The following is a 20400-nucleotide window of genomic DNA, read 5'->3' as shown; positions in this document are numbered from 1 at the left end:
GCGAATTCAGCGCGCCGCCCAATTCAGCGCGCCCATTTCGCCTTGGCCGCGTCGTCGGTGACGCGGGCGTCGACCCAGCGCGCGCCGTTCGGGGTCTGTTCCTTCTTCCAGAACGGGGCGTCGGTCTTGAGGTAGTCCATGATGAATTCGCAGGCGGCGAAGGCTTCGCCGCGGTGCGCCGCGCTGCACGCTACCAGCACGATCTGGTCCAGCGGCGCCATCGGCCCGATGCGGTGGATCACGAGCGCACCGTACAGCGGCCAGCGGGCGCGCGCCTGCTCGACGATGTCCTCGAGCGAGCGCTCGGTCATGCCGGGATAGTGCTCCAGCTCCAGCTCGGCGACCTGGTCGCCGTCGTTCATGTCGCGCACCGTGCCGACGAAACTCACCACCGCGCCGATGCGCGGGTCACCCGCGCGCAGGCGCGCGATTTCGGCGCCCAGGTCGAAATCCTCGGCCTGCACCCTTACTTCGATCATGCCATCTCCTTTGCCAGGCGCACCGACAACTGGTCGATGCGCGATACCGTGCGCGCGTCCATCAGGGCCGGCAGCGCATACAGGGCGCGCAGCCGGGCGGCCGCGTCGCCGTCCTTGCCCGCCCCCTTGCCGCCACGCTGTCCGTTGGCGGCGCCATTGCCTCCGCCCAGCGAGGACTGCAGCACCTCGACCTGCAGCTTGAGGCGCTCGCGCGCGAATTCCGGGCCGCTGTCGATGCCGGCGCCGATCTCCAGGCGCAGCAGGTCGTGCAGCAGCGTGTCGCGGTTGCGCGCCAGCAGGTCGGCGTAGGCGCCGCGCGTCCCCGCATCGCCTTCCAGCGCGCCCAGGGCCGCCGCGAAACGGGCGCGCAACGCCGTATCGAGCCCGGCGTCCACGGCCGGCAAGGCGCTCCAGCGCCGTTCCCAGTCCTGGCCCGCCGGCGACGCCTCGCCGGACGCGACGGCCTGCTCCAGTTCCTGCACGAGGCGCAGCTTGTCGCGCAGCTTGCCCGCCTGGGCCACGCCGGCGGCGCGGCGCGCCTGGTCCAGCCCGTGCTGCACGGCGGCCACCGCCGCGTGGTAGCGCTTCTCGACGCGCGCTTCGTGGGCGCGCGGCACGGGGCCGATCGCCTGCCATTCGGCCTGGGCATCGCGCAGCAGCTTGCCGGCCGTGGCCGGGGTGACGTCGGCGACGGCTGCCTCCAGGCGCGCGCTGATCGCTTCCTTGGCGGCCTCGTGGGCGCGGCGCTCGATGTCGGCCTCGTGCATGCTCTCCTTGCGGCGCTGGAATACCTCGTCGCAGACGGCGCGGAAGCGCTGCCACAGTGCCTGCTCGGCCTTGCGTTCCAGCGGCAGCGCGCGGGCATGTTCCTGCCAGCGCGCCTGCAGCGCGCGCATGGCGTCCAGCGCGTGGCGGTCGTGCGGATCGATGGCGGCCGCTTCCTCGATGATGCGTTCGCGCTCGCCCATCTCGTCCTTGCGCTGCGCCTCCAGCGGCGCCTGCAGCACGTTCAGCGCTTCGGAGAACAGGCCGTCGAGGCGCTTCTTTTCCTTGCGGTCGATGGCGCCCAGGTGGCTCCACGCCAGGCGCAGGCGCTGCACGGCGCTCGCCAGGTGCTTCCAGTCCGTGCTGCCGTCCTGCAGGCGGGCGATCTCGGCATTCGCTTCCTCGACCAGCGCCTGGCCGCGCGCCGCATTCGCGTGGCGCTCGTCGGCCAGGTGGCGGAAGTGGGCGGCGGCCGGCGCGTAGGCGGCCGTGCAGGCGGCGTCGAAACGCTCCCACAGGCTCTTCGGCGCGGCGCCCGACAGGCTGTCCAGCGCCTTCCAGCGGTCGCGCATGCTGCCGACCTTCTTGGCCAGCTCGGCCATCGGCAGGTTCTGCGTGGGCAGCGCCTCGACGCCCTTGATGAGCTCCTCGCGCGAGACGTTGCCGCCCCAGCGCGCCCAGTCGGACAGACGCTTGAGCTCGGCGCGCACGTGGGCCAGGCGGTCCGACTGCGCGGGCGTCAGGCGCATGCCCTTGTCCTTCGCGTCCTTCAGGGCCTTGTCCAGCTCGGCGGCCGTGCCCAGCGATCCCTGCTGCAGGGCGGCTTCCATCGCCTCCATCGTGTCGATGAAGTGCTGGTCGGCGCCGCGCGGCCTGGCGCGCTCGGGGCCGGCGGCGGCCGCTTGCGCCGCCTCCTTGGCCGGCTTGTGCTCGCGCGCCTCCTTCGGCTTGCGGCCCTCCGGCTGCGGCAGCGACGCCAGCAGCGCGTCGAAACGGCGCTGCAGCTCGCCGGCCCCCTCGTCCTGCGGCGCCGGCGGCAACGCCTTCCATTCGCGCCGCAGCGCATCCCCGTTCAACTCAGCCACGGGCGTGGCGGCCTGGGCGTCGAGGAAGGCGCCGCGCGCCGCCAGGGCGGCCTGGCCTGCCTCGCGTTCCTGCAGGCTGGCCAGCAGCTTCTGGTGTTCCACGCCGAATTCGTTCACCAGGCCGCGCGGCAAGGCCGCATGCTCGGGCGCCTGCAGCGCCTGGGCCTGCTCCTGGGCCAGCACCTCGACACGGCCGGCCAGCTCGGCGGCGGACAGGTTCTCCGCACCCAGGCGGCGCAATGCGGCCAGGCGGTCGATCATGGCGCGCTGCAGCTGCACCTGCGCCTCCAGGCGCGCGCCCAGTGCGGCGCGCACGGCCTGGAAATCGTCCTGCAGTTCGGGCGCGGAAATGACGGACCATTCGCGGTCCAGTTCCGCCACGTGGTTCGGGGTCAGCAAGGCGTCGGCCTGCAGCGCGCGGGCATGGGCAAGCGCCGCCTCGCCGCGGCGATGCTCGGCTTCACGGTGGCGGTGGGCATCCAGGCGTCCCTGCATCAGCTTGGCGACGCGGCGGTCGGTATTGCGCATCGCCGTATGGACGCGCTCCACGAGGGCCGGACTATGGACGAACTCGGCGGCGGCTAGCCGCAGTTCGGAAAATTCGCATTGCAGGATGAATTCCACCGCGGCGGCTTCGTCGCCGCCGATCCGGCCCAGTTTCTCGGCCTGCAGGGCACGCTGGGATGCGTGCGCCCCGCCCGGCCCGGCGGCGGACGTCTTGGCAGGCGCGGCCGATTTCCCGGCCGGCGTTCCGGCGGCCGGCGTTCCGGCGGCCGGCGCTCCGGCGGCCGGCTTGTCGCCGGACTTATCTCCGGGCTTGCTACCGGGTTTGCCGCCGGGTTTGCCGCCATTCGGCCGCTTGAATAGGAACTCGAACATGATGAAATCGCACTTCCAAAATCGCCATCATAACAAAGAACCCTGATGGCTTCGCGCCGCCGGGCCGGCGCGTGCGACCGGCCCGCTTGCCCGGGCCGCCGGCGCGATCGTCAATGCATGAGCAGGGCCGGCTGGCGCCGGTCGTCGCCGTGCTCGAGACGCCGGTCCTCCAGGTTGCGCCCGAGCGCCGGCCCGGGCGGATCGATGGCGGAACGCCGCTGGCGCGGGGCCGTGCGCCGTTCCTGGGCATAGGCGTCGTGCGCCAGCATCTGGTTGGCGATGGCGAACCAGGCATCGCGCCCGACCCGGCTGCGCGCCAGCGGGAACAGCTCGTGCTCCTCGCGTTCCAGGCGGTGGCGCAGGGCCGCCACGCAGCGCTCCACGGCGGCCTGGAACGGAGCGCGCTGGACCGCGCGCGCGCCGGCGCCGATGCAGGCCTCGGCCGCGGCCATCGCCTCCGCCGCGTGCATGCTCAATTGCTCGAGTTCGCGCAGCAGGCCGTCGGCCGCTTCCGTGCAGCGCCGCAGCGCCGGGACGAGGAATTTGTCCAGCTTGCGCCAGTGGCAGTCGTCGTAGATGCGGCGCAGCGCGCCGCACAGCTGGGCGGCCCGGCCGGCGGCCAGGGTGGCGAAATCGCCGGGCAACGCATACAGGTCGTCCAGCAGCGATTGCAGTGCGCTCCGTGCCGTCGTTTGCTCGACGGACAAGGCAACGAGGGTATAAGTCGACGTCAGCATTCGGTCTCCACGCGTCTTTTTCGCCAAATCCGATCCCGGCCGCGAGCGATGCGGCACGGAAACCTGGATGGGAAGGTTAATGGCCAGGCCTGAGGGAATATGGTGTCGTCGTCGGCCTGAAAGGTCTTAGTGTAAGGAGGCGCGCCGGGCGTCTTTTGATCTATAACAAACCGTAACGGATGGCCAAGGTAGGGGTTGGACATGCTAATCTCGACCGGTTCGACGTTCCCTGCCCTGCCTCGCCGCCCGATGAAACGCTCCCCTGTCGCCCTCTTCCCGCTTGTGCTGTCCCTGCTGCTGTTCCTGCTGCTGGCCGCCTGCAATCCGCTCCATGGCGCCAGCCCGGCCGAAGGCCATGCCGGCTATGCGGAGGCGGATGCCGCGCCCTTCGCCAGCGTGGAGGCGGGCCGCGTCGAGCGCGTCTACGTCCAGCGCGGGGAACGCGTGGCGGCCGGCGCGCCCCTGTTCGCCCTGGCCGGCCAGGAAGTGCGCACGGCGCCGGACGACGTCGAGGTGGCCGAGGTGATGGTGCGCGAAGGCGAGACGGTGGCCGCCGCCCAGCCCGTGCTGAGCCTGCTGTCCCAGCGCCAGCTGCGCGCCCGCTTCTACGTGTCGCGCGATCTTCTGAAGGCACTGGAACCCGGACGGGCCGTCGTGCTGTCCTGCGACGGCTGCGGCGCCGGCCTGCCGGCCCGGGTCAGCTTCGCGGCCCGCCGCCCGGAACCGGGCCGACCGGGGCCCGTGTTCCTCGTCGAGGCGCAACCGGATGCGCCGTCGTCGGGATTGCGGGCCGGACAGCCCGTGACGGTCCGGCTGGCCGGCACCTGAATCCGGCAGGGGTCGGGTCAGCGCCGGTGCCGCATCGATTGCGGCTCGCCTTTCCACGCCACGATGCCGAGCAGCAAACCACCCATCACGCAGCCGTAGCCGGCTGCGACGAGCTCGCCGTACGGCGCCAGCCCTACGAGGCCGCCGATCAACAGGACCAGGAACCCCAGCAGGATGGCCCATCCCTGCCATGCCTGCGGCAAGCCCCAGCCCCATCCGTTGCCGGCGGGACGTACGGGAAACCAGTAGCGTTTGTCGTCCATCGCGTTGCCTCCTTGCTCAGTCGGCAAGGCGCCCGACGTGCCGCCCGGGCCGTGCCAGTTCGTGGAAGATATCGTCCAGGTAAATGATAATCTCTTCCTCGGCCAGGTGCGCCGGAATGACCAGCTCGTCCATGCGCACCCGCTTGCCGCACTCGCTGCGGTAAGCGAGCCAGGCGCCATCCTCGCGCAGCACCTCCACCTGGAAGCGGCCGTAGATATCGAATGTCATGCTGCGTGCTCCCGTCCGTCGATCATGCCCTGGCCCTGCCGCTGCTGCTCAAGCGACGGCGCCGGCGACGCGATCGAACGCCGCCCGCAGCGGCGCCGCCACCCCGTCCGGCACCGCGTGCGCCAGCGTCACCTGCGCGCACCCGTGCCAGCGCGCGCAGCGCTCGATCGCCGTGGCCAGGTCGCGCAGCAGGCCGTCGCTGGCGCGCACGCCCGGCTCCAGGATCAGCGCCTTCACTTCGAATACGCCGGCCTTGCGCTGCGCCTTGGCGTCGATCCGCCCGACCAGCCGCCCCTTGCGCAGCAGCGGCAGGCAGAAGTAGCCGTAGCGGCGCTTGTCCGCCGGCGTGTAGCTTTCCAGCCGGTAGTCGAAGCCGAACAGTTCCTGCGCGCGGCGCCGGTCCCAGACGATGGGGTCGAACGGCGACAGCACGGTGGTCAAGGTCGGCACCAGCCGGTCCTGGGCGGCCTGCTCCAGCAGCGCGGCATGGTCGGGATGGACGAACACGGGTTCCTTCCAGCCCTCCACGCGGGCGCGCAGCAGCAGGCCTGCGTCGGCCAGCGCGCCCGGGGCCACGCGCGGCGGCCGCGTGCGGTGGTAGTCGGGAGTCCAGGCCGCCTTCGCCACGCCCAGCGCCCTGGTGGCGCGCAGCACGAAGGTACGCTGCGTGTCCGCCAGCGAGGGCATGCGGGCATCGTCCCAGCCGGGCAGCACGCGTTCGGCCAGGTCGTAGATCCGGTGGAAATTGTGGCGCCGCGCGATCATCAGGACGCCGGCCGTGAACAGGACTTCGAGCGCGCGCTTTTCCGGCTTCCATTGCCACCAGCCGCCGGCCTGGCCGTCGCTGCGCTCGAAGTCGGCCGAGCGCGCCGGGCCGTGCTCGCGGATGTGCTCCAGCACCCGCTCGACCTCGTCCGGATGCTCGCGCATCCAGGCGCCGGCGTATTTCCAGCCGAGCGCGCCGGGATCGATCATGCGGTGGCGGTACAGCCCGTAGTCCTCGATGGGGATGAAGCAGGCTTCGTGGGCCCAGTACTCGAACAGTCTGCCCTCGGCCAGCAAGGCATCCAGCCAGGCCGGGTCGTAGTCGCCCAGGCGGCTCCACAGCACCAGGTAGGGACTGCGCGCGACGACGCTGATGGTGTCGATCTGCAGCACGCCCATGCGCCGGATCGCGGCCAGCACGTCGTCCTTCGTCGCGCGGGCGCGGCGCGCCTGCAGCATGCCTTGCGCGGCGAGGTGCAGGGCGCGGGCGCCGGCAGGGGACAGGATGGGTTCGCTCATTCGGACATTCCAAGAACTTTTACAGGCGGACGCGCTCTAGCCTATACTAACACCCCCTTCCGTTGCATCCAATCAACTCCCATGCGGCTGCTGCACACTTCCGACTGGCACCTCGGCCAGACCCTGCACAATTTCGACCGGACCTACGAACACCAGCGCTTCCTGGACTGGCTGCTCGACACCATCGTGGAGCAGCAGATCGACGCCCTGCTGATCGCGGGCGACGTGTTCGACAACGCGAATCCGTCGGCCGCCTCGCAGCGCCAGCTGTACCGTTTCCTGCAGCAGGCGCGCGCGCGTTCGCCGCAACTGGACATCGTCGTCATCGCCGGCAACCACGATTCCGCCGGCCGCCTGGAAGCGCCGGGCCCCCTGCTGGAAGCGCATGGCACGCGCGTGGTCGGCAACGTCGCACGCGGGCCGGACGGCGAGATCGACCTGGAACGCCTGCTGGTGCCGCTGACGGGCAAGGACGGCACGGTGCGGGCCTGGTGCGTGGCCGTGCCCTTCCTGCGCCCGGGCGACGTGCCGCGCATCGTGCGCGAAGCCGTCGACGGCGAGGAGGACGGGCAGGCCGACGCGTTCGACGCCTACCTGGCCGGCATCGCCCTGCTCTACCGCCAGGCCCACGCGCTGGCGAAGGCGCGCGCGACGAACGGCGAGGCCATCGTCGCGATGGGCCACTGCCACATGGTGGGCGGGGACGCGTCGCCGGATTCCGAGCGCCGCATCGTCATCGGCGGCACCGAGGCGCTGCCGGCGACGATGTTCGACGCCGACACCGCGTACGCCGCGCTGGGCCACCTGCACCTGGCGCAGCGCGTCGGCAGGCAGGACCACCTGCGCTATTCCGGCAGCCCGCTGCCGCTGTCGTTTTCCGAGGTAGGCTACCGGCACCAGGTGCTGCGTATCGACCTCGACGGCGCCCGGGCCGGCGCGATCGAGCCGCTGTTCGTGCCGCGCGCCGTCGAGCTGCTGCGCGTGCCGGCCCGGCCGGCGCCGCTGAAGGACGTCATCGCCGAGCTGGTGGGACTGGACCTGCCCGACGCCCCGCCGCACGCCTGGCCCTACCTCGAGGTGCGCGTGCTGCTGGACGGCCCGGAACCGGGCCTGCGCGCCCAGGTCGAGGCGGCGCTGGAAGGCAAGCCCGTGCGCCTGGCGAAGATCGAGCCGACCCGCCGCGTCGTCACCAGCGCCGGCATCGAACCGGCGCTGAGCCTGGACCAGCTGGCGCAGCTGCAGCCGGACGACATCTTCCGCCGCCTGTGGCAGCAGCGCTTCGGCGAGGAGGCGCCGGACGACCAGCTGGCCGCGTTCGCGGAACTGCTCCTGCCTGGAGACGGCAAGGCGGACGGCAAGGCCGAAGGCAGGGAGGCCGCATGAAGATCCTGCGCATCGGCGGCAAGAACCTGGCCTCGCTGGCGGGCGACTTCGAGGTCGACTTCGAGGCGGAACCGCTGGCCTCGAGCGGCCTGTTCGCCATCAGCGGGCCCACCGGCGCCGGCAAGAGCACGCTGCTCGACGCCCTGTGCCTGGCGCTGTACGACGCCACCCCGCGCCTCATCAAGGGACCGCGCGTGGGCAACTACCTGCCCGACGTCGGCGAGGAGACGCTGTCCGTCGCCGACCGCCGCACGCTGCTGCGCCGCGGCAGCGCGGACGCGTTCGCGGAAGTCGACTTCATCGGCAACGACGGCCAGCGCTACCGCGCGCGCTGGAGCGTGCGCCGCTCGCGCAACCGCGCCTCGGGCGCGCTGCAGCCCTCGACCATGAGCCTGCACACGCTGCCCGCCCTGCTGGCGCTGGGCGGCACCAAGACCGAGGTGCTGGGCGAGATCGAGCGCCGCATCGGCCTGTCCTTCGAGCAGTTCACGCGTTCCGTGCTGCTGGCGCAGAACGAGTTCTCGGCCTTCCTGCGCACCGACGAGAACGAGCGCGGCGAGCTGCTCGAGACGCTCACCGGCAGCGCCGTCTACAGCGACATCTCGCGCCGCGCCTTCGAGCGCTGGCGCGAGGAACAGGAAGCGATGCGCCGCCTGACGGCGCGCCTGCACGACCAGGCACCCCTCGCTCCCGCCGAGCGCGGCCAGCTGGACGACGAGCACGCGGCGGCCCAGGCGCGGCTGCGCGAGGCCGACGCGCGCCGCGACGCGCTCGAGCACCGGCTGCGCTGGCACCAGGAGCTGGACCGCCTGCGCGCGGCCGAAGCGCAGGCCGAAGGGGCGCTGGCCGCCGCCGGAGCACGGATCGACGAGGCGGCCGACCGCCGCCGGCGCCTGGCGACGCTGGACGCCGTGCAGCCGGCGCGCGCGCTGGTGGGCGACCTCACGCGCCTGGCCAACGAGCAGCGCCAGGCCCAGGCCGTGCTGGGGTCGTCCGAGCATGAGCTGGCGCGCGCCCTGGAGGCGCAGCAGGCCGCCGCGCGCGGCATGATGGAGGCCGAGCGCAAGCTGGAGGCGGCCGAGGATGCGCAGATCGCCGCCAAGCCCCTGCTGGACGAAGCCAAGGCGCTCGACGCCGCGCTGACGGCGCTGGCCCCGGCCCACGCCACCGCGCGCCAGTCGCTGGCCTCCGCCCGGGCCGACGACGCGCAGGCGCGCACCGCCCTGCAGGCCAAGACGGCCGAGCTGGATGCGAGCCGCCGCACCTTGCAGGAGACGGGCGACTGGCTCGCGGGCCACGCGCGCCTGCAGGTGCTGGCGACGCAGTGGGCGCGCTGGGACCAGCGCCTGCAGCACGCCGGCCAGGCCGCGCGCCAGGATGCGCAGGCGGCGGCCGCGCTGGCCGAGGCGCAGGCCGGCGCCGAGCAGGCCGCGAGCGCGGCCCAGCGCACGGCCACCGCCTTGTCCGCGTCGATCGAACTGCTCGCGCTGCGCGAAGAGGCGCGGCGCGAGACGACCCGGGTGCTGGAAGGCGTCGACGGCGACGCGCTGCTGGCCGAACGGCGCGCGCTGGAAGCACGGCGCGCGCAACTGTCCTCGCTCGACAAGACCTGGCAGGCGCTGGCGGCAAGCCGCGCGCGCCTGGACGAACTGGACGCGCAGGCCGCGCAGCACGACCGGTTGCGCAGCGAGGCGGCCCGGGGCCTGGAAGCGGCGCGCGCCGCCGGCATCGCCCTCGACGCCACCGTGGCCCAGGCCGAGCGCATGCTGAAGAACGCGGAACTGGCGTGCGCGGACGGCGTCGAGAAGCTGCGCGCGCGGCTCGTCGACGGCGAGCCCTGCCCCGTGTGCGGCGGCGAGGAGCACCCGTACCGCCACCAGGACGACCGCCTGCACGCGGTGCTGGAAAACCTGGCCGAGGAACTGGCCGGCCAGCGCCGCGCCCAGCGCGACAACCTGAACCTGCAGGCCGACCAGCGCGCCGCCTGCGATGCCGCCGGCGAACGCCTGGCCGCGCTGGCGCGCGAACGCGCCGGGCTGGCGACGCTGCTGGCCGAGCTGGACGCCGAATGGGCCGAGAGCCCGCTGACCGCGCAGGCGCCCGAAGGCGATGCGCGCGCCGGCTGGTTCGCCGCGCAGCTCGATGCGCTGCGCGCCGACCTCGCGGCCCTGGACGGCCGCGACGGCGACCTGCGCCGCGCCGTGCTGGCGCGCGACGCCGCCCAGCAGGCCTGGGATGCCGCCAACCGCGAGCATGCGCGCCTGCTCGATGCCGCCCAGGCGGCGCAGGGACAGCTGGCGAAGATGGATGCCGACATCGCCGCGCTGGCCGCGCGCCGCGACGCCGCCGCGGGCGCACTGGCCGAGGTGCTGGCGGAACTGGACCCCGTGCTGTCCGACGCCATCGGCGACGGCTGGCAGGCGCAGTGGCAGCGCGACCCGGCCGGCTGGCGCGCCGCCCGCGCCGAGGAAGCGCGCGTCTTCGGCGAACGGGCCGAGCGCCAGGCGCGCCTGGCCGGCGCCATCGACACGCTGGAAGCGGAGCATGCGGCGCTGGCGAGCCGCTCCGACGCGGGCGCGCGCCGCCTGCAGGAGGCCGGCGCGGAATTCGCGCGCGTCGATACCGACCTCGCCGCGCGGCGCGCCCAGCGCGCGCAGCTGTTCGAGGGGCGGCCCGTCGGCGCCGTCGAGGAAGCGCTGGCCGCCGCCGTGCAGGCCGCGCGCGAAGGAGTCAACGCCTGCCAGGCCGCGAGCCTGAACGCGGCCCAGCAGGAAGCGCGCGTGCGGGCCGCCCAGGCACAGGCGGCCAGCCGCATCGCCGACCTGCAGGGGGAACTCGCCGATGCCGGGGAACGCCTGGCGGCCTGGATCCAGGACTTCGACGGCGGCGGCCCGGAACTGGAACCCGTCGAGAACGAAACCCAGCTCGCCGCCCTGCTGCAGGTGGGCGCCGGCTGGATCGCCCAGGAGCGCGCCGCGCTGCAGGAGCTGGAAGCAGGCGCGCGCCAGGCCGGCGCCGTGCTGGCCGAACGGCGCGCCCAGCGCCTGCAGCACCAGGACAGCGCACCGCCGGCAGCGTCCGGCCAGGAGACGCCGGCACAGGACGCGGACGCCGTCGCCGCCTTGCTGCGCGCCGCCCAGGCCGAACGCAATGCCGTGCACGAGACGGCGGCGGCGCTGGCCGTGCGCATCCGCGAGGATGAAGGCCGGCGCGAGCGTGCCAGCGCGATGATGGCCGGGATCGAGCGCCAGCGCGCCGTCGAGGACCGCTGGGCCAAGCTGGCGGAGCTGATCGGTTCGGCCGACGGCAAGAAATTCCGCAACTACGCCCAGCAGTTCACGCTGGACGTGCTGCTGGGCTATGCGAACGCCCACCTGGCCCAGCTGGCGCGGCGCTACCGGCTGGAGCGCGTCGTCAGCCAGGCCGGCCCTTCGTTGGCGCTGATGGTGCGCGACCAGGACATGGGCGGCGAGGTGCGCTCGGTGAACTCGCTGTCCGGCGGCGAAAGCTTCCTCGTGTCGCTGGCGCTCGCGCTGGGCCTGGCCTCGCTGTCGTCCAACCGGGTGAAGGTCGAGTCGCTGTTCATCGACGAGGGCTTCGGCAGCCTCGACAGCGACACGCTGGGCGTGGCGATGGATGCGCTGGACGCGCTGCAGTCGCTGGGCCGCAAGGTCGGCGTGATCTCGCACGTGCAGGAGATGACGGAACGGATCGCGACCAAGGTGCTGGTGCGGCCGTCGGGAGGCGGCAGCAGCGCAATCAGCGTGCAGTAAGCGTGCTGCAGTAAGGGTGTAATAAGCAGTGCTACAATTCGCGCCTTCCTCGTCGTCCCTGCGCAGGCAGGGACCCAATTTCTCAGGAGCAGCCGTAACGCACACAGAACTTGGGGCCCTGCCTGCGCAGGGGCGACGTGACTCACTTTCGCTTTTATTACCATGTCCAAACCCGCCCGTATCCTGACCTTCAAGTGCGCCAAGTGCACCAAGCCGGTCAAGGTCTTCCTGCAGCAAACCTCGGCCTGCTCGCACATCACGCCCTACCAGGGCATCTGCGACTGCGGCGAGATCAAGCGCCACGCCGTCGGCAACGCCGAGGCCGTGAAATCCTTCGTCGAGTCGAACGAGCTGCACTGGCACCACCACCATTGATCGCCCCGATGACCACCTCTGACGGCGCGGCGCGCATCCACTGGACGGAAAACGGCGAGGAACGCTCGGCGCGCTGGCGCTCGGAAAGCGGCTGGCCGGCGCCGAAGAAGGTCGTGCTGGCCGACGACACGATGAACGCCGATACGGCCTGGCGTTTCGCGCTGGACGGCACCGCCCTGCTGTGGCGCGGCGACTTCCAGAATGCGCGCCAGCTGCTGCAGGCGCTGGTGCGCCGCGTCGACGGCAAGAGCGAGCGCAACAAGCGGGCCGCGAAGGCCAAGGCCGCCAAGTCGGCGCCGACGCCTACCGAACTGTTCCACCGCCACCGCCTCGCGCAACTGCAGCGCGCCCGCACGCTCGCGATGCTGCTGATCCCGTTCGACGCCGACCACGGCATCCCGTTGCGGCGCGCGCCGGACGTGCGCGAAGCCTGCCTGGAGGCCTATGGCCCGGCGGACGAACCGTATGTCGCCTCGCTGCGCGAACTGCTGGGCGTGATCGGCGCCCACGAATGGCGCCGCAAGGGCGTGTTCATTCCCGCCCTGGACGAAAGGATCCACCCCTGGTACGGCGTGTTCTCGCCCGTGCGCGGCGAATACGTCGAGCTCGTCGCCCAGGCGCCTTTGCCCCCTGGTGCCACCACGGCGTTCGACATCGGCACGGGCACGGGCGTGCTGGCGGCCGTGCTGGCGCGGCGCGGCCTGCAGGGCGTGCTGGCCACCGACATGGACGAGCGCGCGCTCGGCTGCGCCCGCGCCAATATCGAGCGGCTGGGGCTGGCGGGACAGGTCGAGCTGGTGAAGACCGACCTGTTCCCGCCGCGCCGCGCCAGCCTCGTCGTCTGCAATCCGCCCTGGCTGCCGGGAAAGCCGAGCTCGGCGATCGAATACGCCGTCTACGATCCGGACAGCCGCATGCTCAAGGGCTTCCTGGCCGGCTTGAAGGACCACTTGCTGGACGGCGGCGAAGGCTGGCTGATCGTGTCCGACCTGGCCGAGCACCTGGGCCTGCGTTCGCGCGAGCAATTGCTGGGCTGGATCAGCGATGCCGGCCTCGTCGTCGCCGGCCGCCACGACATCCGTCCCACGCATCCGAAGGCCAGCGATGCGGACGATCCGCTGGCGCAGGCGCGCATGCGCGAAGTCACGTCCTTGTGGCGGCTACGTGCGCAATAGCTCATCGGCAATCCGATTTGCGCTCCGGCGTCATGTGCGATACAATGACGTTCTCAGACGCGGGGTGGAGCAGTCTGGCAGCTCGTCGGGCTCATAACCCGAAGGTCACAGGTTCAAATCCTGTCCCCGCAACCAAATACTTACAGAAGCCCGACTCTCGCAGCCGGGCTTTTGTTTTCTGGGCCCGGCTTTCGTGGCTTCAGGTGGCTTCAGCATTCAGTGTTACCGCGCATGAGAGACAAGAAAGACAACGCGACCTTCGACTTGCCGGGCTTCGAGCCCGCCGCGCCGACCGATGCCGTTGTCCCCGCTCCTGCGCAGGAAGCGAAGCGCAGCCCGCGTCCGCGCCGCGCCGGCCTGAAGCAGGAACAGCTGGCCCTGCTGGAAGAAACGGATGCGAGCGGCCTGCCGGTCTGGAAGCGCGATCCCAACCTCGACCTGACCGGCTTGCCGGTCTGGCAGCCGGATTGAGCGAGCCGGCTGCACCTGCCGTACACTACCTCGCATCACTCGTCGCGCTGTCTCGAAGACGGCGTTTTTTTCGTGCCGCGCCAATGCGGCTTTGCCGTCCCCGACCATGTCCGATACCTCCTTCGCCAGCCTGATGCTGGCCGCTCCCTTCCTCGCCAACCTCGACCAGCTGGGCTACAAGCAGATGACGCCCGTGCAGGCCGCCACGCTGCCGCTGGCCCTGCAGGGCCGCGACCTGATCGCCCAGGCCAAGACCGGCAGCGGCAAGACCGCCGCCTTTGGCATCGGCATGCTGCTGCGCCTGAACCCGGCGCTGTTCGCCGTGCAGGGCATGGTGCTGTGCCCCACGCGCGAACTGGCCGACCAGGTCGCGGGCGAATTGCGCCGCCTGGCGCGCGGCATCGGCAACGTCAAGATCGTCACGCTGACGGGCGGCACCTCGATGCGTCCGCAGATCGCCAGCCTGGAATTCGGCGCCCACATCGTCGTCGGCACGCCGGGCCGCATCCGCGACCACCTGCAGCGCAAGACGCTCGACCTGGCACGCCTGCGCACGCTGGTGCTGGACGAGGCGGACCGCATGACCGACATGGGGTTCTACGACGAGATCGCCGCCATCGTGCGCGAATGCCCGAAGCACCGCCAGACGCTGCTGTTCTCCGCGACCTACCCGGACGACATCCGCCAGGCCACCGAGCAGTTCCTGGCCGATCCGGAAGAAGTGGCCGTCGAGACCCAGCACGCACCGAACCAGATCGACCAGAGCTTCGTCGAGATCGGCTTCGACGGCCGCGAGGACGCCGTCGCGCGCGTGCTGCGCCACTACGAGCCGCAGTCGGCGATCGCATTCTGCAATACCAAGGCGCGCTGCCGCGAACTGGCCGAGGCCCTGCGCGCCCAGGGCTTCACGGCGCGCGCGCTGTACGGCGAGATGGAGCAGCGCGACCGCGACGAGACGCTGGTGCTGTTCGCCAACCGCAGCTGCACGGTGCTGGTCGCGACCGACGTGGCCGCGCGCGGCATCGACGTGGCCGGCCTGGAGCTGGTGATCAACGTCGACGTCTCCAAGGACCCGGAGGTGCACGTGCACCGCGTGGGCCGCACGGGACGCGCCGGCGAGACGGGCCTGGCGGTGACGCTGGCCGCGCCCAACGAGAAGCGCTTCGTGCGCCTGATCGAGGAGATGCAGGGCATCGAGGCCGACTGGTGCACGCTGGCCGACCTGGACGACGGCGACGGCGCGGCCGATCCGGCGCCGATGATGACGCTGTGCATCGCCGGCGGCAAGAAGGACAAGTTGCGCCCAGGCGACCTGCTGGGCGCCCTGACGGGCGACGCCGGCCTCGTGAAGGAACAGGTCGGCAAGATCAACATCTTCGAATTCGTCAGCTACGTGGCGCTGGACCGCCGCGTGGCCCAGGACGCCTTCGACCGCCTGAACAACGGCAATCCGCTGGGCGTGGACATCGGCACGATCAAGGGCCGCAACTTCAAGATGCGCTTCATCGACACCTGAGTTGTAACAGCCGCGCACGGTTGAGTTCGCGGCACACGCCGATCCGGTAAATCTGGCATCATTTTGGCAAGGATTAACAAAATGACCAGCTTATCCACCATCGGAGCCGACCACCAGCACATCGAAGGCCGCACGGTCCGGGACATCGTCGAATACAGTCCCGGCCAGGTCAACGAAGTCTGGTGCCGCAAGATCTTCCGCCAGGTACTGCAATCCCTCGAGCTGCAGTACGGGATGCGCATGCCGCACCGCCCCATCACGCCCGACACGATCGTCTTCCACGACAACGGCGAACCCCTGCTCGTTCCCACGCCGGGCACGGCCGCCGACGGCGAGCTCGCGGACGACCTGCGGCGCTGGCACGCGTGGTGCACTACGCGATCACGCGCGAGCTTGCACCGTTGGGTCCGCTGGCCGGACGTGCCGACCTGGACGGCTACAGCGCCTCGCTGAAGCTCGCCGTCGACCGTTGCATGGACCCGGACCCCGCCGCGCGCCCGCGGACGATCGAGGCGCTGCGCGACCTGCTGGGCATCGTGCAGCCGGGACCGGTACCCAAGGCCGGGCCCGCGCCCATGGCCGCCGATCCCGTTGCGCGCGTGACCGATGTGCCCGCAGCATCCGCAGCATCCGCCGCGCCCGATGTGCCGGACATGCCCGTCATGCACGATGCGCACGCCAGGCCCGCCGCCCCCGATGTCACCGACGTCCCCGACGCCCCCGTCATGCAAACGCCCGCCGCCGTACCGGACCTGCCGGCGGGCGGCCTCGCCCAGCCATCGGCGGCCGCCGTTGTACCGCCTCCCCTGCCCGGCATCTCCTCGTCCATGCCCGACCCCGCGCTGGCCGCGCTCGCCACGATGAGCGCGCCGGACCGGCCCCGCCGCGGCGCCGGCCTCGCCCGCTGGCAGCGCTGGGCCCTGGCGGCCGGCGTCGCCGCCCTGCTGGTCGCGGTGGTGCTGGCCCTGTTCGCGGAGCTGCGCGATTCCGGCTCGTTCGACCGCGTCGTGCTGACCTTGCCGCAGACAGGCGCTGGCGCCGCGAGCAGCGCGGAACCGCCGCCTCCGTCCGCCATGCCGGCCGACACCCCGGCGGCCGCCGCTGCATCGCCTGCCGCATCGCCTGCCGCATTGCCTGCCCCTGCGGCGGCGCAGCAAGCGCCCGGTACGGGCATCGCCCCGGGCTTCACCGCCAATCCGGGCCACCGCCAGGGCGGCGCGGGCGCGGCCGGCGGCGCCGCCTACAAGCTGCTGATCCAGCCCTGGGGCGTGATCTACGTGGACGGCGTCGACCGTGGCGTCAGCCCGCCCATCAAGCGCCTGGAGCTGGCGCCCGGCAAGCACACCGTGCGCGTAAGCAACCCCAACTTCCACGACCGCGAACTGACCGTCGACACGGCCGAAGGCGACGGCACCATCGCCGTCGCCTTCGCCGAGGACACCAGGACGCCACCTGCCCAAGGAGACCGATGACCATCCGGCGCGCCCACCTGACCGCATTCGCCCTCGGCGCCACCCTGCTGCTGGGCGGCTGCGCCGAATTTACCGCCTTCGACAAGAAGCCCGCCCGCAGCGGCTCCCATCCGAAGGCGTCCGTCGTCGAGCGCGACGTCTCGGGACGGGACGCGCCCGCGCGGCCCAGGGAGCGCCAGCGCGACGATGCGCCGCCGCGGGAATCGTCCGGCCTGCAGGAAGGGATCCGCCTCTACAACGAGGGCGACTACGAAGGGGCCATCAAGCGGCTCGGCGCGCGCGACCTCAACAACGGTCCGCTCGCGACCAGGCTGACGGCATTGAAGTACACGGCATTCAGCTACTGCGTGACGTCGCGCCCGGCCCAGTGCCGCCAGGCCTTCGACAAGGCGCTGCGCCTCGATCCCGCCTTCGACCTGGCGCCGGGCGAACACGGCCACCCGCTGTGGGGCCCCGTGTTCACCCGGGCCAAGCAGGCGGCCAGGCGCTGACGGCGCGGACACGGCCATGAGCAGCGTCCCCGCCGACTGCGACCGCCCGCTGGCCGAGCGCGACGCCGTCCCGCCGCCCGGCGCGCCCAGCACCCATCCGCGGCTGGTGCTCGCCACCTCGATCCTGGCGACCAGCCTGGCCTTCATCGACGGTTCCGTCGTCAACGTGGGCCTGCCCGCCATCGGCCGCGAACTGGTCGGCAGCGCGGAAGGAGGCGGCGCCGGCCTGTCCTGGGTGATCAACGGCTACCTGCTGCCGCTGTCCGCCCTGCTGCTGCTGGGCGGGGCCGCCGGCGACCGCTTCGGGCGCCGCCGCATCCTGCTGGCCGGCGTCGCCGTGTTCGCCCTCGCCTCGCTGCTGTGCGCGTTGGCGCCGGGACTCGGCCTGCTCGTCGGCGGACGCGTGCTGCAGGGCATCGGCGCCGCACTGGTGCTGCCCAACAGCCTTGCCATCCTCGGCGCCACCTTCGAGGGCAAGGCGCGCGGACGGGCGATCGGGATCTGGGCCGCGGCCGGCGCCGCCGCCGGGGCCATCGGTCCGCTGCTGGGCGGCTGGCTGATCGACGCCGTCGGCTGGCGCGCCATCTTCTACATCAACCTGCCGATCGCGGCGCTGGCCCTGTTCATGGGCTGGCGCTACGTGGCCGCCCCCGCGAGCGGCAAGCGCGCCGCGCTCGACGCGCCCGGGGCGCTGCTGGCCAGCCTCGGCCTGGGCGTCCTGACCTGGGGCCTGGCCGCGGCCTCGGCCGACAAGGGGGTCGACCTGGCTTCCGGGCTGGCCATGCTGGCCGGCGCCGCGATCCTGCTGGCGTTCCTGGCCGTCGAGCGGCGCGCCGGCGAACGGGCCATGCTGCCCGTCGCGCTGTTCGCCTCGCGCGGCTTCTCGGGCCTGAACCTGATGACCTTCCTGCTGTACGGCGCCCTGGGCGCGCTGCTGCTGCTGGTGCCCTACATCCTGATCGAGGCGCTCGGCTATTCGGCCAAGCAGGCCGGCGCCGCCCTGCTGCCCTTCCCCGTCGTGATGGCGATCGGTTCGCCGCTGATGGGGCGCGTGGCCGGCAATATCGGCTCGCGCCTGCCGCTCGCGACGGGCTCCCTGATCGTGGCCGGCGGCTTCCTGCTGGCCATGCGCATCGGCGCCGGCTCGTACGCGTCCACGGTGCTGCCGGCGATATTGGTGATCGCCGTGGGCATGGCCTGCGTGGCGTCGCCGCTGACGACGGCCGTGCTGTCCTCGGTGGACGGCAGCCACACGGGCGTGGCCTCGGGCTTCAACAGCGCCGTGGCGCGCGGCGGCGGGCTGATCGCCACCGCCCTGCTGGGGCTGGTGCTGACGGCACAGGGCAAGGCCTTGCTGGGGCCGTTCCACGCGGCGCTGGCCGTGTGCGCGGCGAGTGCGGCGACGGCCGCCGTGTGCGCGTTCGTGTGGGTGGGAGCGGACAGCAAGGCGGAGCGTTAAGCCTGTCGACGCGTCGCCCCTGCGCAGGCAGGGGCCCAATTTCATGCGCGTTACGTCAGCTCCAGCGACATTGGCGTGATCGTGCCGGGGGCACCATCACGCCCGCGCAGCGACGACGCGTGACTCAAGCCTTGAGGTTCACCGACGCCGCGAACGCCGGCGCCTTCCTGCGCTTGCTGGCCTGCTCGTACGCATACGCCATGCCGATCAGCGCTGCATCCGACCATGCCGTTCCCACGAAGGAGATCCCGACCGGCAGGCCGTGCGCCTGCCCGGCCGGCACGGTCACGTGCGGATAGCCGGCCACCGCCGCCGGCGACGAGAAGCTGCCGCCGTAGTGGTCGCCGTTGATGAAATCGGTCAGCCAGGCCAGGCCGCCGGTGGGAGCGACCAGGGCGTCCAGCTGGCGCTCGGCCATGACCTTGTCGATGCCTTCGTCGCGCGCGTAGCGGTGGTTGTTGGCCAGCGCCGCGCGGTAGGCCTTGTCGTTCAGGCCGCGCTTGGCCTGGGCCGCCACCAGGTGTTCCTGGCCGAAAAACTGCAGCTCGCGCGCCGCGTTACTAGTGTTGAAGGCGATCAGGTCGGCCATCGTCTTGACGGGCGCGTGCGGCGCGTAGGCGGCCAGGTACGCCTCCAGGTCGGGACGGAACTCGGCCAGCAGGACTTCCAGTTCGCTGTCGTTGTACTTGTCGACGTTCGGCACCTCGACGTCGACCAGGATGGCGCCCTGGGCCTTCAGCACGGCCAGTTCCTGTTCGATGACGGCATCGACGGCCGTGCTGCTGCCGAAGAAGTTGCGCGCCACGCCCAGCCGCTTGCCCTTCAGGCCGTCCGGACGCAGCGCGGCGACGTAGTCGTCCGGCCGGCCCTGGATGCCCTTGGTGGCCGGATCCTGCGGGTCGGCGCCGGCGAGCGCCGCCAGCAGCAGCGCGGCATCGGCGACGCTGCGCGTCATGGGCCCGGCCGTGTCCTGCGAGTGGGCGATGGGGATGATGCCGCTGCGGCTGACGAGGCCCAGCGTCGGCTTGATGCCGACGATGCCGCAGGTCGATGCCGGCGAGACGATCGAGCCGTCCGTCTCCGTGCCCACCGCCAGCGTCGCCAGGCTGGCCGCCATCGCCGCGCCGGAGCCCGAGCTGGAACCGCTGGTATTGCGGTCCAGCGCATGGGGGTTGCGGGTCAGGCCGCCGCGCCCGCTCCAGCCGCTCACCGAATGCGTCGAGCGCATGTTCGCCCATTCCGACAGGTTGGTCTTGCCGAGGATGACGGCACCGGCGTCGCGCAGGCGCGCGGCGATGAAGGCGTCGCGGCTGGCGCGCACGCCGTCCAGCGCCAGTGAACCGGCGCTCGTGCTCATCTTGTCGCCCGTCGCGATATTGTCCTTCAACAGCACGGGGATGCCATGCAGCGGGCCGCGCACCTTGCCGGCCTTGCGCTCGGCGTCCAGCTCGGCGGCGATGCGCAGCGCGTCGGGATTCAGTTCGATGACGGCATTGATGCGCGGGCCGGCCTTGTCGATGGCGGCGATGCGAGCGAGATAGCGCTCGGCCAGCGACACGGCCGTCAGCTTGCCGGCCTGCATCTGCGCGCCCTGCTCCTGCGCGCCCGCTTCCAGGATGGCGTCGTTGCCCGCCGCGCCCTGCGCTGCACGCGCCGCGCCCGCCGTGCCGGCCACGGCGCCGGCTGCCAATCCGAGTCGAACGAAATCCCTGCGGTCCATGCATTGCTCCGGAAAA

The 20400-nt window shown here is 72.0% G+C and carries 18 protein-coding genes and 1 tRNA gene; 12 read left to right on the top strand and 7 right to left on the bottom strand.

The annotated features are described in order from the left end of the window. Nucleotides 1-23: 23 nt before the first annotated feature. From moaE to ACI1V7_RS03855, 3 genes are all read right to left on the bottom strand, one after another. Nucleotides 24-479, bottom strand: a complete 456-nt coding sequence (gene moaE / locus ACI1V7_RS03865; protein ID WP_290411323.1) for a molybdopterin synthase catalytic subunit MoaE — start codon at nucleotides 477-479, stop codon at nucleotides 24-26. Next, nucleotides 476-3208: a DUF349 domain-containing protein gene (locus ACI1V7_RS03860; RefSeq protein WP_404530431.1), complete on the bottom strand. Its 2733-nt coding sequence runs from the start codon at nucleotides 3206-3208 to the stop codon at nucleotides 476-478. The genes moaE and ACI1V7_RS03860 overlap by 4 nt, the downstream gene beginning before the upstream one ends. A 110-nt stretch (nucleotides 3209-3318) precedes the next feature. Next, nucleotides 3319-3945, bottom strand: a complete 627-nt coding sequence (locus ACI1V7_RS03855) for a hemerythrin domain-containing protein (RefSeq protein ID WP_404530430.1) — start codon at nucleotides 3943-3945, stop codon at nucleotides 3319-3321. 249 nt (nucleotides 3946-4194) lie between these two features. Between ACI1V7_RS03855 and ACI1V7_RS03850 the strand changes: the two genes are divergently transcribed. Then, a complete protein-coding gene (locus tag ACI1V7_RS03850) occupies nucleotides 4195-4773 on the top strand; it encodes an HlyD family efflux transporter periplasmic adaptor subunit (protein ID WP_404530429.1) in 579 nt (192 codons plus the stop codon). Between the two features lie 17 nt (nucleotides 4774-4790). Here the strand turns inward: ACI1V7_RS03850 and ACI1V7_RS03845 are convergent, their stop codons facing one another. The 3 genes from ACI1V7_RS03845 to ACI1V7_RS03835 are packed head-to-tail and all read right to left on the bottom strand — an operon-like array spanning nucleotide 4791 to nucleotide 6549. Then, nucleotides 4791-5036 carry a hypothetical protein gene (locus ACI1V7_RS03845; RefSeq protein ID WP_404530428.1) on the bottom strand — a complete coding sequence of 82 codons (246 nt, stop codon included), beginning with the start codon at nucleotides 5034-5036 and terminating at the stop codon, nucleotides 4791-4793. A gap of 16 nt (nucleotides 5037-5052) precedes the next feature. Further along, nucleotides 5053-5265 carry a DUF7661 family protein gene (locus ACI1V7_RS03840; RefSeq protein ID WP_404530427.1) on the bottom strand — a complete coding sequence of 71 codons (213 nt, stop codon included), beginning with the start codon at nucleotides 5263-5265 and terminating at the stop codon, nucleotides 5053-5055. Nucleotides 5266-5313: 48 nt separating this feature from the next. Beyond that, nucleotides 5314-6549 carry a winged helix-turn-helix domain-containing protein gene (locus ACI1V7_RS03835; protein ID WP_404530426.1) on the bottom strand — a complete coding sequence of 412 codons (1236 nt, stop codon included), beginning with the start codon at nucleotides 6547-6549 and terminating at the stop codon, nucleotides 5314-5316. 81 nt (nucleotides 6550-6630) lie between these two features. Here ACI1V7_RS03835 and ACI1V7_RS03830 point away from each other — a divergent pair, with 81 nt between their 5' ends. The 11 genes from ACI1V7_RS03830 (at nucleotide 6631) to ACI1V7_RS03780 (ending at nucleotide 18664) form a co-directional block, all read left to right on the top strand. Further along, nucleotides 6631-7932, top strand: coding sequence for an exonuclease SbcCD subunit D C-terminal domain-containing protein (locus ACI1V7_RS03830; RefSeq protein ID WP_404530425.1), 1302 nt, complete (start codon nucleotides 6631-6633; stop codon nucleotides 7930-7932). Next, nucleotides 7929-11705, top strand: a complete 3777-nt coding sequence (locus ACI1V7_RS03825; protein WP_404530424.1) for an AAA family ATPase — start codon at nucleotides 7929-7931, stop codon at nucleotides 11703-11705. Before ACI1V7_RS03830 ends, ACI1V7_RS03825 begins: the two co-directional genes overlap by 4 nt. Nucleotides 11706-11867: 162 nt before the next feature. Then, complete coding sequence (locus ACI1V7_RS03820; protein WP_290411331.1) at nucleotides 11868-12080, top strand: hypothetical protein; 213 nt, start codon at nucleotides 11868-11870, stop codon at nucleotides 12078-12080. A gap of 8 nt (nucleotides 12081-12088) precedes the next feature. Next, nucleotides 12089-13255, top strand: a complete 1167-nt coding sequence (locus tag ACI1V7_RS03815) for a methyltransferase (RefSeq protein WP_404530423.1) — start codon at nucleotides 12089-12091, stop codon at nucleotides 13253-13255. A 58-nt stretch (nucleotides 13256-13313) separates the two neighbouring features. After that, nucleotides 13314-13390 (top strand) — tRNA-Met (locus tag ACI1V7_RS03810). Between the two features lie 96 nt (nucleotides 13391-13486). Beyond that, nucleotides 13487-13726 carry a hypothetical protein gene (locus ACI1V7_RS03805; RefSeq protein WP_404530422.1) on the top strand — a complete coding sequence of 80 codons (240 nt, stop codon included), beginning with the start codon at nucleotides 13487-13489 and terminating at the stop codon, nucleotides 13724-13726. Between the two features lie 106 nt (nucleotides 13727-13832). After that, the gene (dbpA, locus tag ACI1V7_RS03800; RefSeq protein ID WP_404530421.1) at nucleotides 13833-15242 is read left to right on the top strand and encodes an ATP-dependent RNA helicase DbpA; all 1410 of its coding nucleotides are present in this window, start codon (nucleotides 13833-13835) and stop codon (nucleotides 15240-15242) included. 81 nt (nucleotides 15243-15323) lie between these two features. Beyond that, nucleotides 15324-15695 (top strand): protein kinase family protein, encoded by a 372-nt coding sequence (locus ACI1V7_RS03795; RefSeq protein ID WP_404530420.1) that lies wholly within the window; start codon nucleotides 15324-15326, stop codon nucleotides 15693-15695. Then, on the top strand, nucleotides 15611-16714 hold the full coding sequence (locus ACI1V7_RS03790; RefSeq protein ID WP_404530419.1) for a PEGA domain-containing protein: 1104 nt from the start codon (nucleotides 15611-15613) through the stop codon (nucleotides 16712-16714). The genes ACI1V7_RS03795 and ACI1V7_RS03790 overlap by 85 nt, the downstream gene beginning before the upstream one ends. After that, entirely contained in the window at nucleotides 16711-17205 is a 495-nt protein-coding gene (locus ACI1V7_RS03785) for a TssQ family T6SS-associated lipoprotein (protein WP_404530418.1), read from the top strand. Before ACI1V7_RS03790 ends, ACI1V7_RS03785 begins: the two co-directional genes overlap by 4 nt. 16 nt (nucleotides 17206-17221) lie before the next feature. Beyond that, on the top strand, nucleotides 17222-18664 hold the full coding sequence (locus ACI1V7_RS03780; protein ID WP_404530417.1) for an MFS transporter: 1443 nt from the start codon (nucleotides 17222-17224) through the stop codon (nucleotides 18662-18664). Between the two features lie 124 nt (nucleotides 18665-18788). Here ACI1V7_RS03780 and ACI1V7_RS03775 read toward each other — a convergent pair whose 3' ends face one another. Beyond that, nucleotides 18789-20384 (bottom strand): amidase, encoded by a 1596-nt coding sequence (locus ACI1V7_RS03775; protein WP_404530416.1) that lies wholly within the window; start codon nucleotides 20382-20384, stop codon nucleotides 18789-18791. Nucleotides 20385-20400 lie beyond the last annotated feature (16 nt).

The organism is Massilia paldalensis, from assembly GCF_044901715.1.
In the GTDB taxonomy this organism is placed as follows: domain Bacteria; phylum Pseudomonadota; class Gammaproteobacteria; order Burkholderiales; family Burkholderiaceae_D; genus Telluria; species Telluria paldalensis.
Note: the sequence above shows the minus strand (reverse complement) of the source record. Positions and strands in the feature narration are given on the sequence as shown.

Bases quoted from the DNA above. Each gene is read 5' to 3' on its own strand.
- moaE (WP_290411323.1), bottom strand. From the start codon at position 479: ATGATCGAAGTAAGGGTGCAGGCCGAGGATTTCGACCTGGGCGCCGAA.
- ACI1V7_RS03860 (WP_404530431.1), bottom strand. From the start codon at position 3,208: ATGTTCGAGTTCCTATTCAAGCGGCCGAATGGCGGCAAACCCGGCGGC.
- ACI1V7_RS03855 (WP_404530430.1), bottom strand. From the start codon at position 3,945: ATGCTGACGTCGACTTATACCCTCGTTGCCTTGTCCGTCGAGCAAACG.
- ACI1V7_RS03850 (WP_404530429.1), top strand. From the start codon at position 4,195: ATGAAACGCTCCCCTGTCGCCCTCTTCCCGCTTGTGCTGTCCCTGCTG.
- ACI1V7_RS03845 (WP_404530428.1), bottom strand. From the start codon at position 5,036: ATGGACGACAAACGCTACTGGTTTCCCGTACGTCCCGCCGGCAACGGA.
- ACI1V7_RS03840 (WP_404530427.1), bottom strand. From the start codon at position 5,265: ATGACATTCGATATCTACGGCCGCTTCCAGGTGGAGGTGCTGCGCGAG.
- ACI1V7_RS03835 (WP_404530426.1), bottom strand. From the start codon at position 6,549: ATGAGCGAACCCATCCTGTCCCCTGCCGGCGCCCGCGCCCTGCACCTC.
- ACI1V7_RS03830 (WP_404530425.1), top strand. From the start codon at position 6,631: ATGCGGCTGCTGCACACTTCCGACTGGCACCTCGGCCAGACCCTGCAC.
- ACI1V7_RS03825 (WP_404530424.1), top strand. From the start codon at position 7,929: ATGAAGATCCTGCGCATCGGCGGCAAGAACCTGGCCTCGCTGGCGGGC.
- ACI1V7_RS03820 (WP_290411331.1), top strand. From the start codon at position 11,868: ATGTCCAAACCCGCCCGTATCCTGACCTTCAAGTGCGCCAAGTGCACC.
- ACI1V7_RS03815 (WP_404530423.1), top strand. From the start codon at position 12,089: ATGACCACCTCTGACGGCGCGGCGCGCATCCACTGGACGGAAAACGGC.
- ACI1V7_RS03805 (WP_404530422.1), top strand. From the start codon at position 13,487: ATGAGAGACAAGAAAGACAACGCGACCTTCGACTTGCCGGGCTTCGAG.
- dbpA (WP_404530421.1), top strand. From the start codon at position 13,833: ATGTCCGATACCTCCTTCGCCAGCCTGATGCTGGCCGCTCCCTTCCTC.
- ACI1V7_RS03795 (WP_404530420.1), top strand. From the start codon at position 15,324: ATGACCAGCTTATCCACCATCGGAGCCGACCACCAGCACATCGAAGGC.
- ACI1V7_RS03785 (WP_404530418.1), top strand. From the start codon at position 16,711: ATGACCATCCGGCGCGCCCACCTGACCGCATTCGCCCTCGGCGCCACC.
- ACI1V7_RS03780 (WP_404530417.1), top strand. From the start codon at position 17,222: ATGAGCAGCGTCCCCGCCGACTGCGACCGCCCGCTGGCCGAGCGCGAC.
- ACI1V7_RS03775 (WP_404530416.1), bottom strand. From the start codon at position 20,384: ATGGACCGCAGGGATTTCGTTCGACTCGGATTGGCAGCCGGCGCCGTG.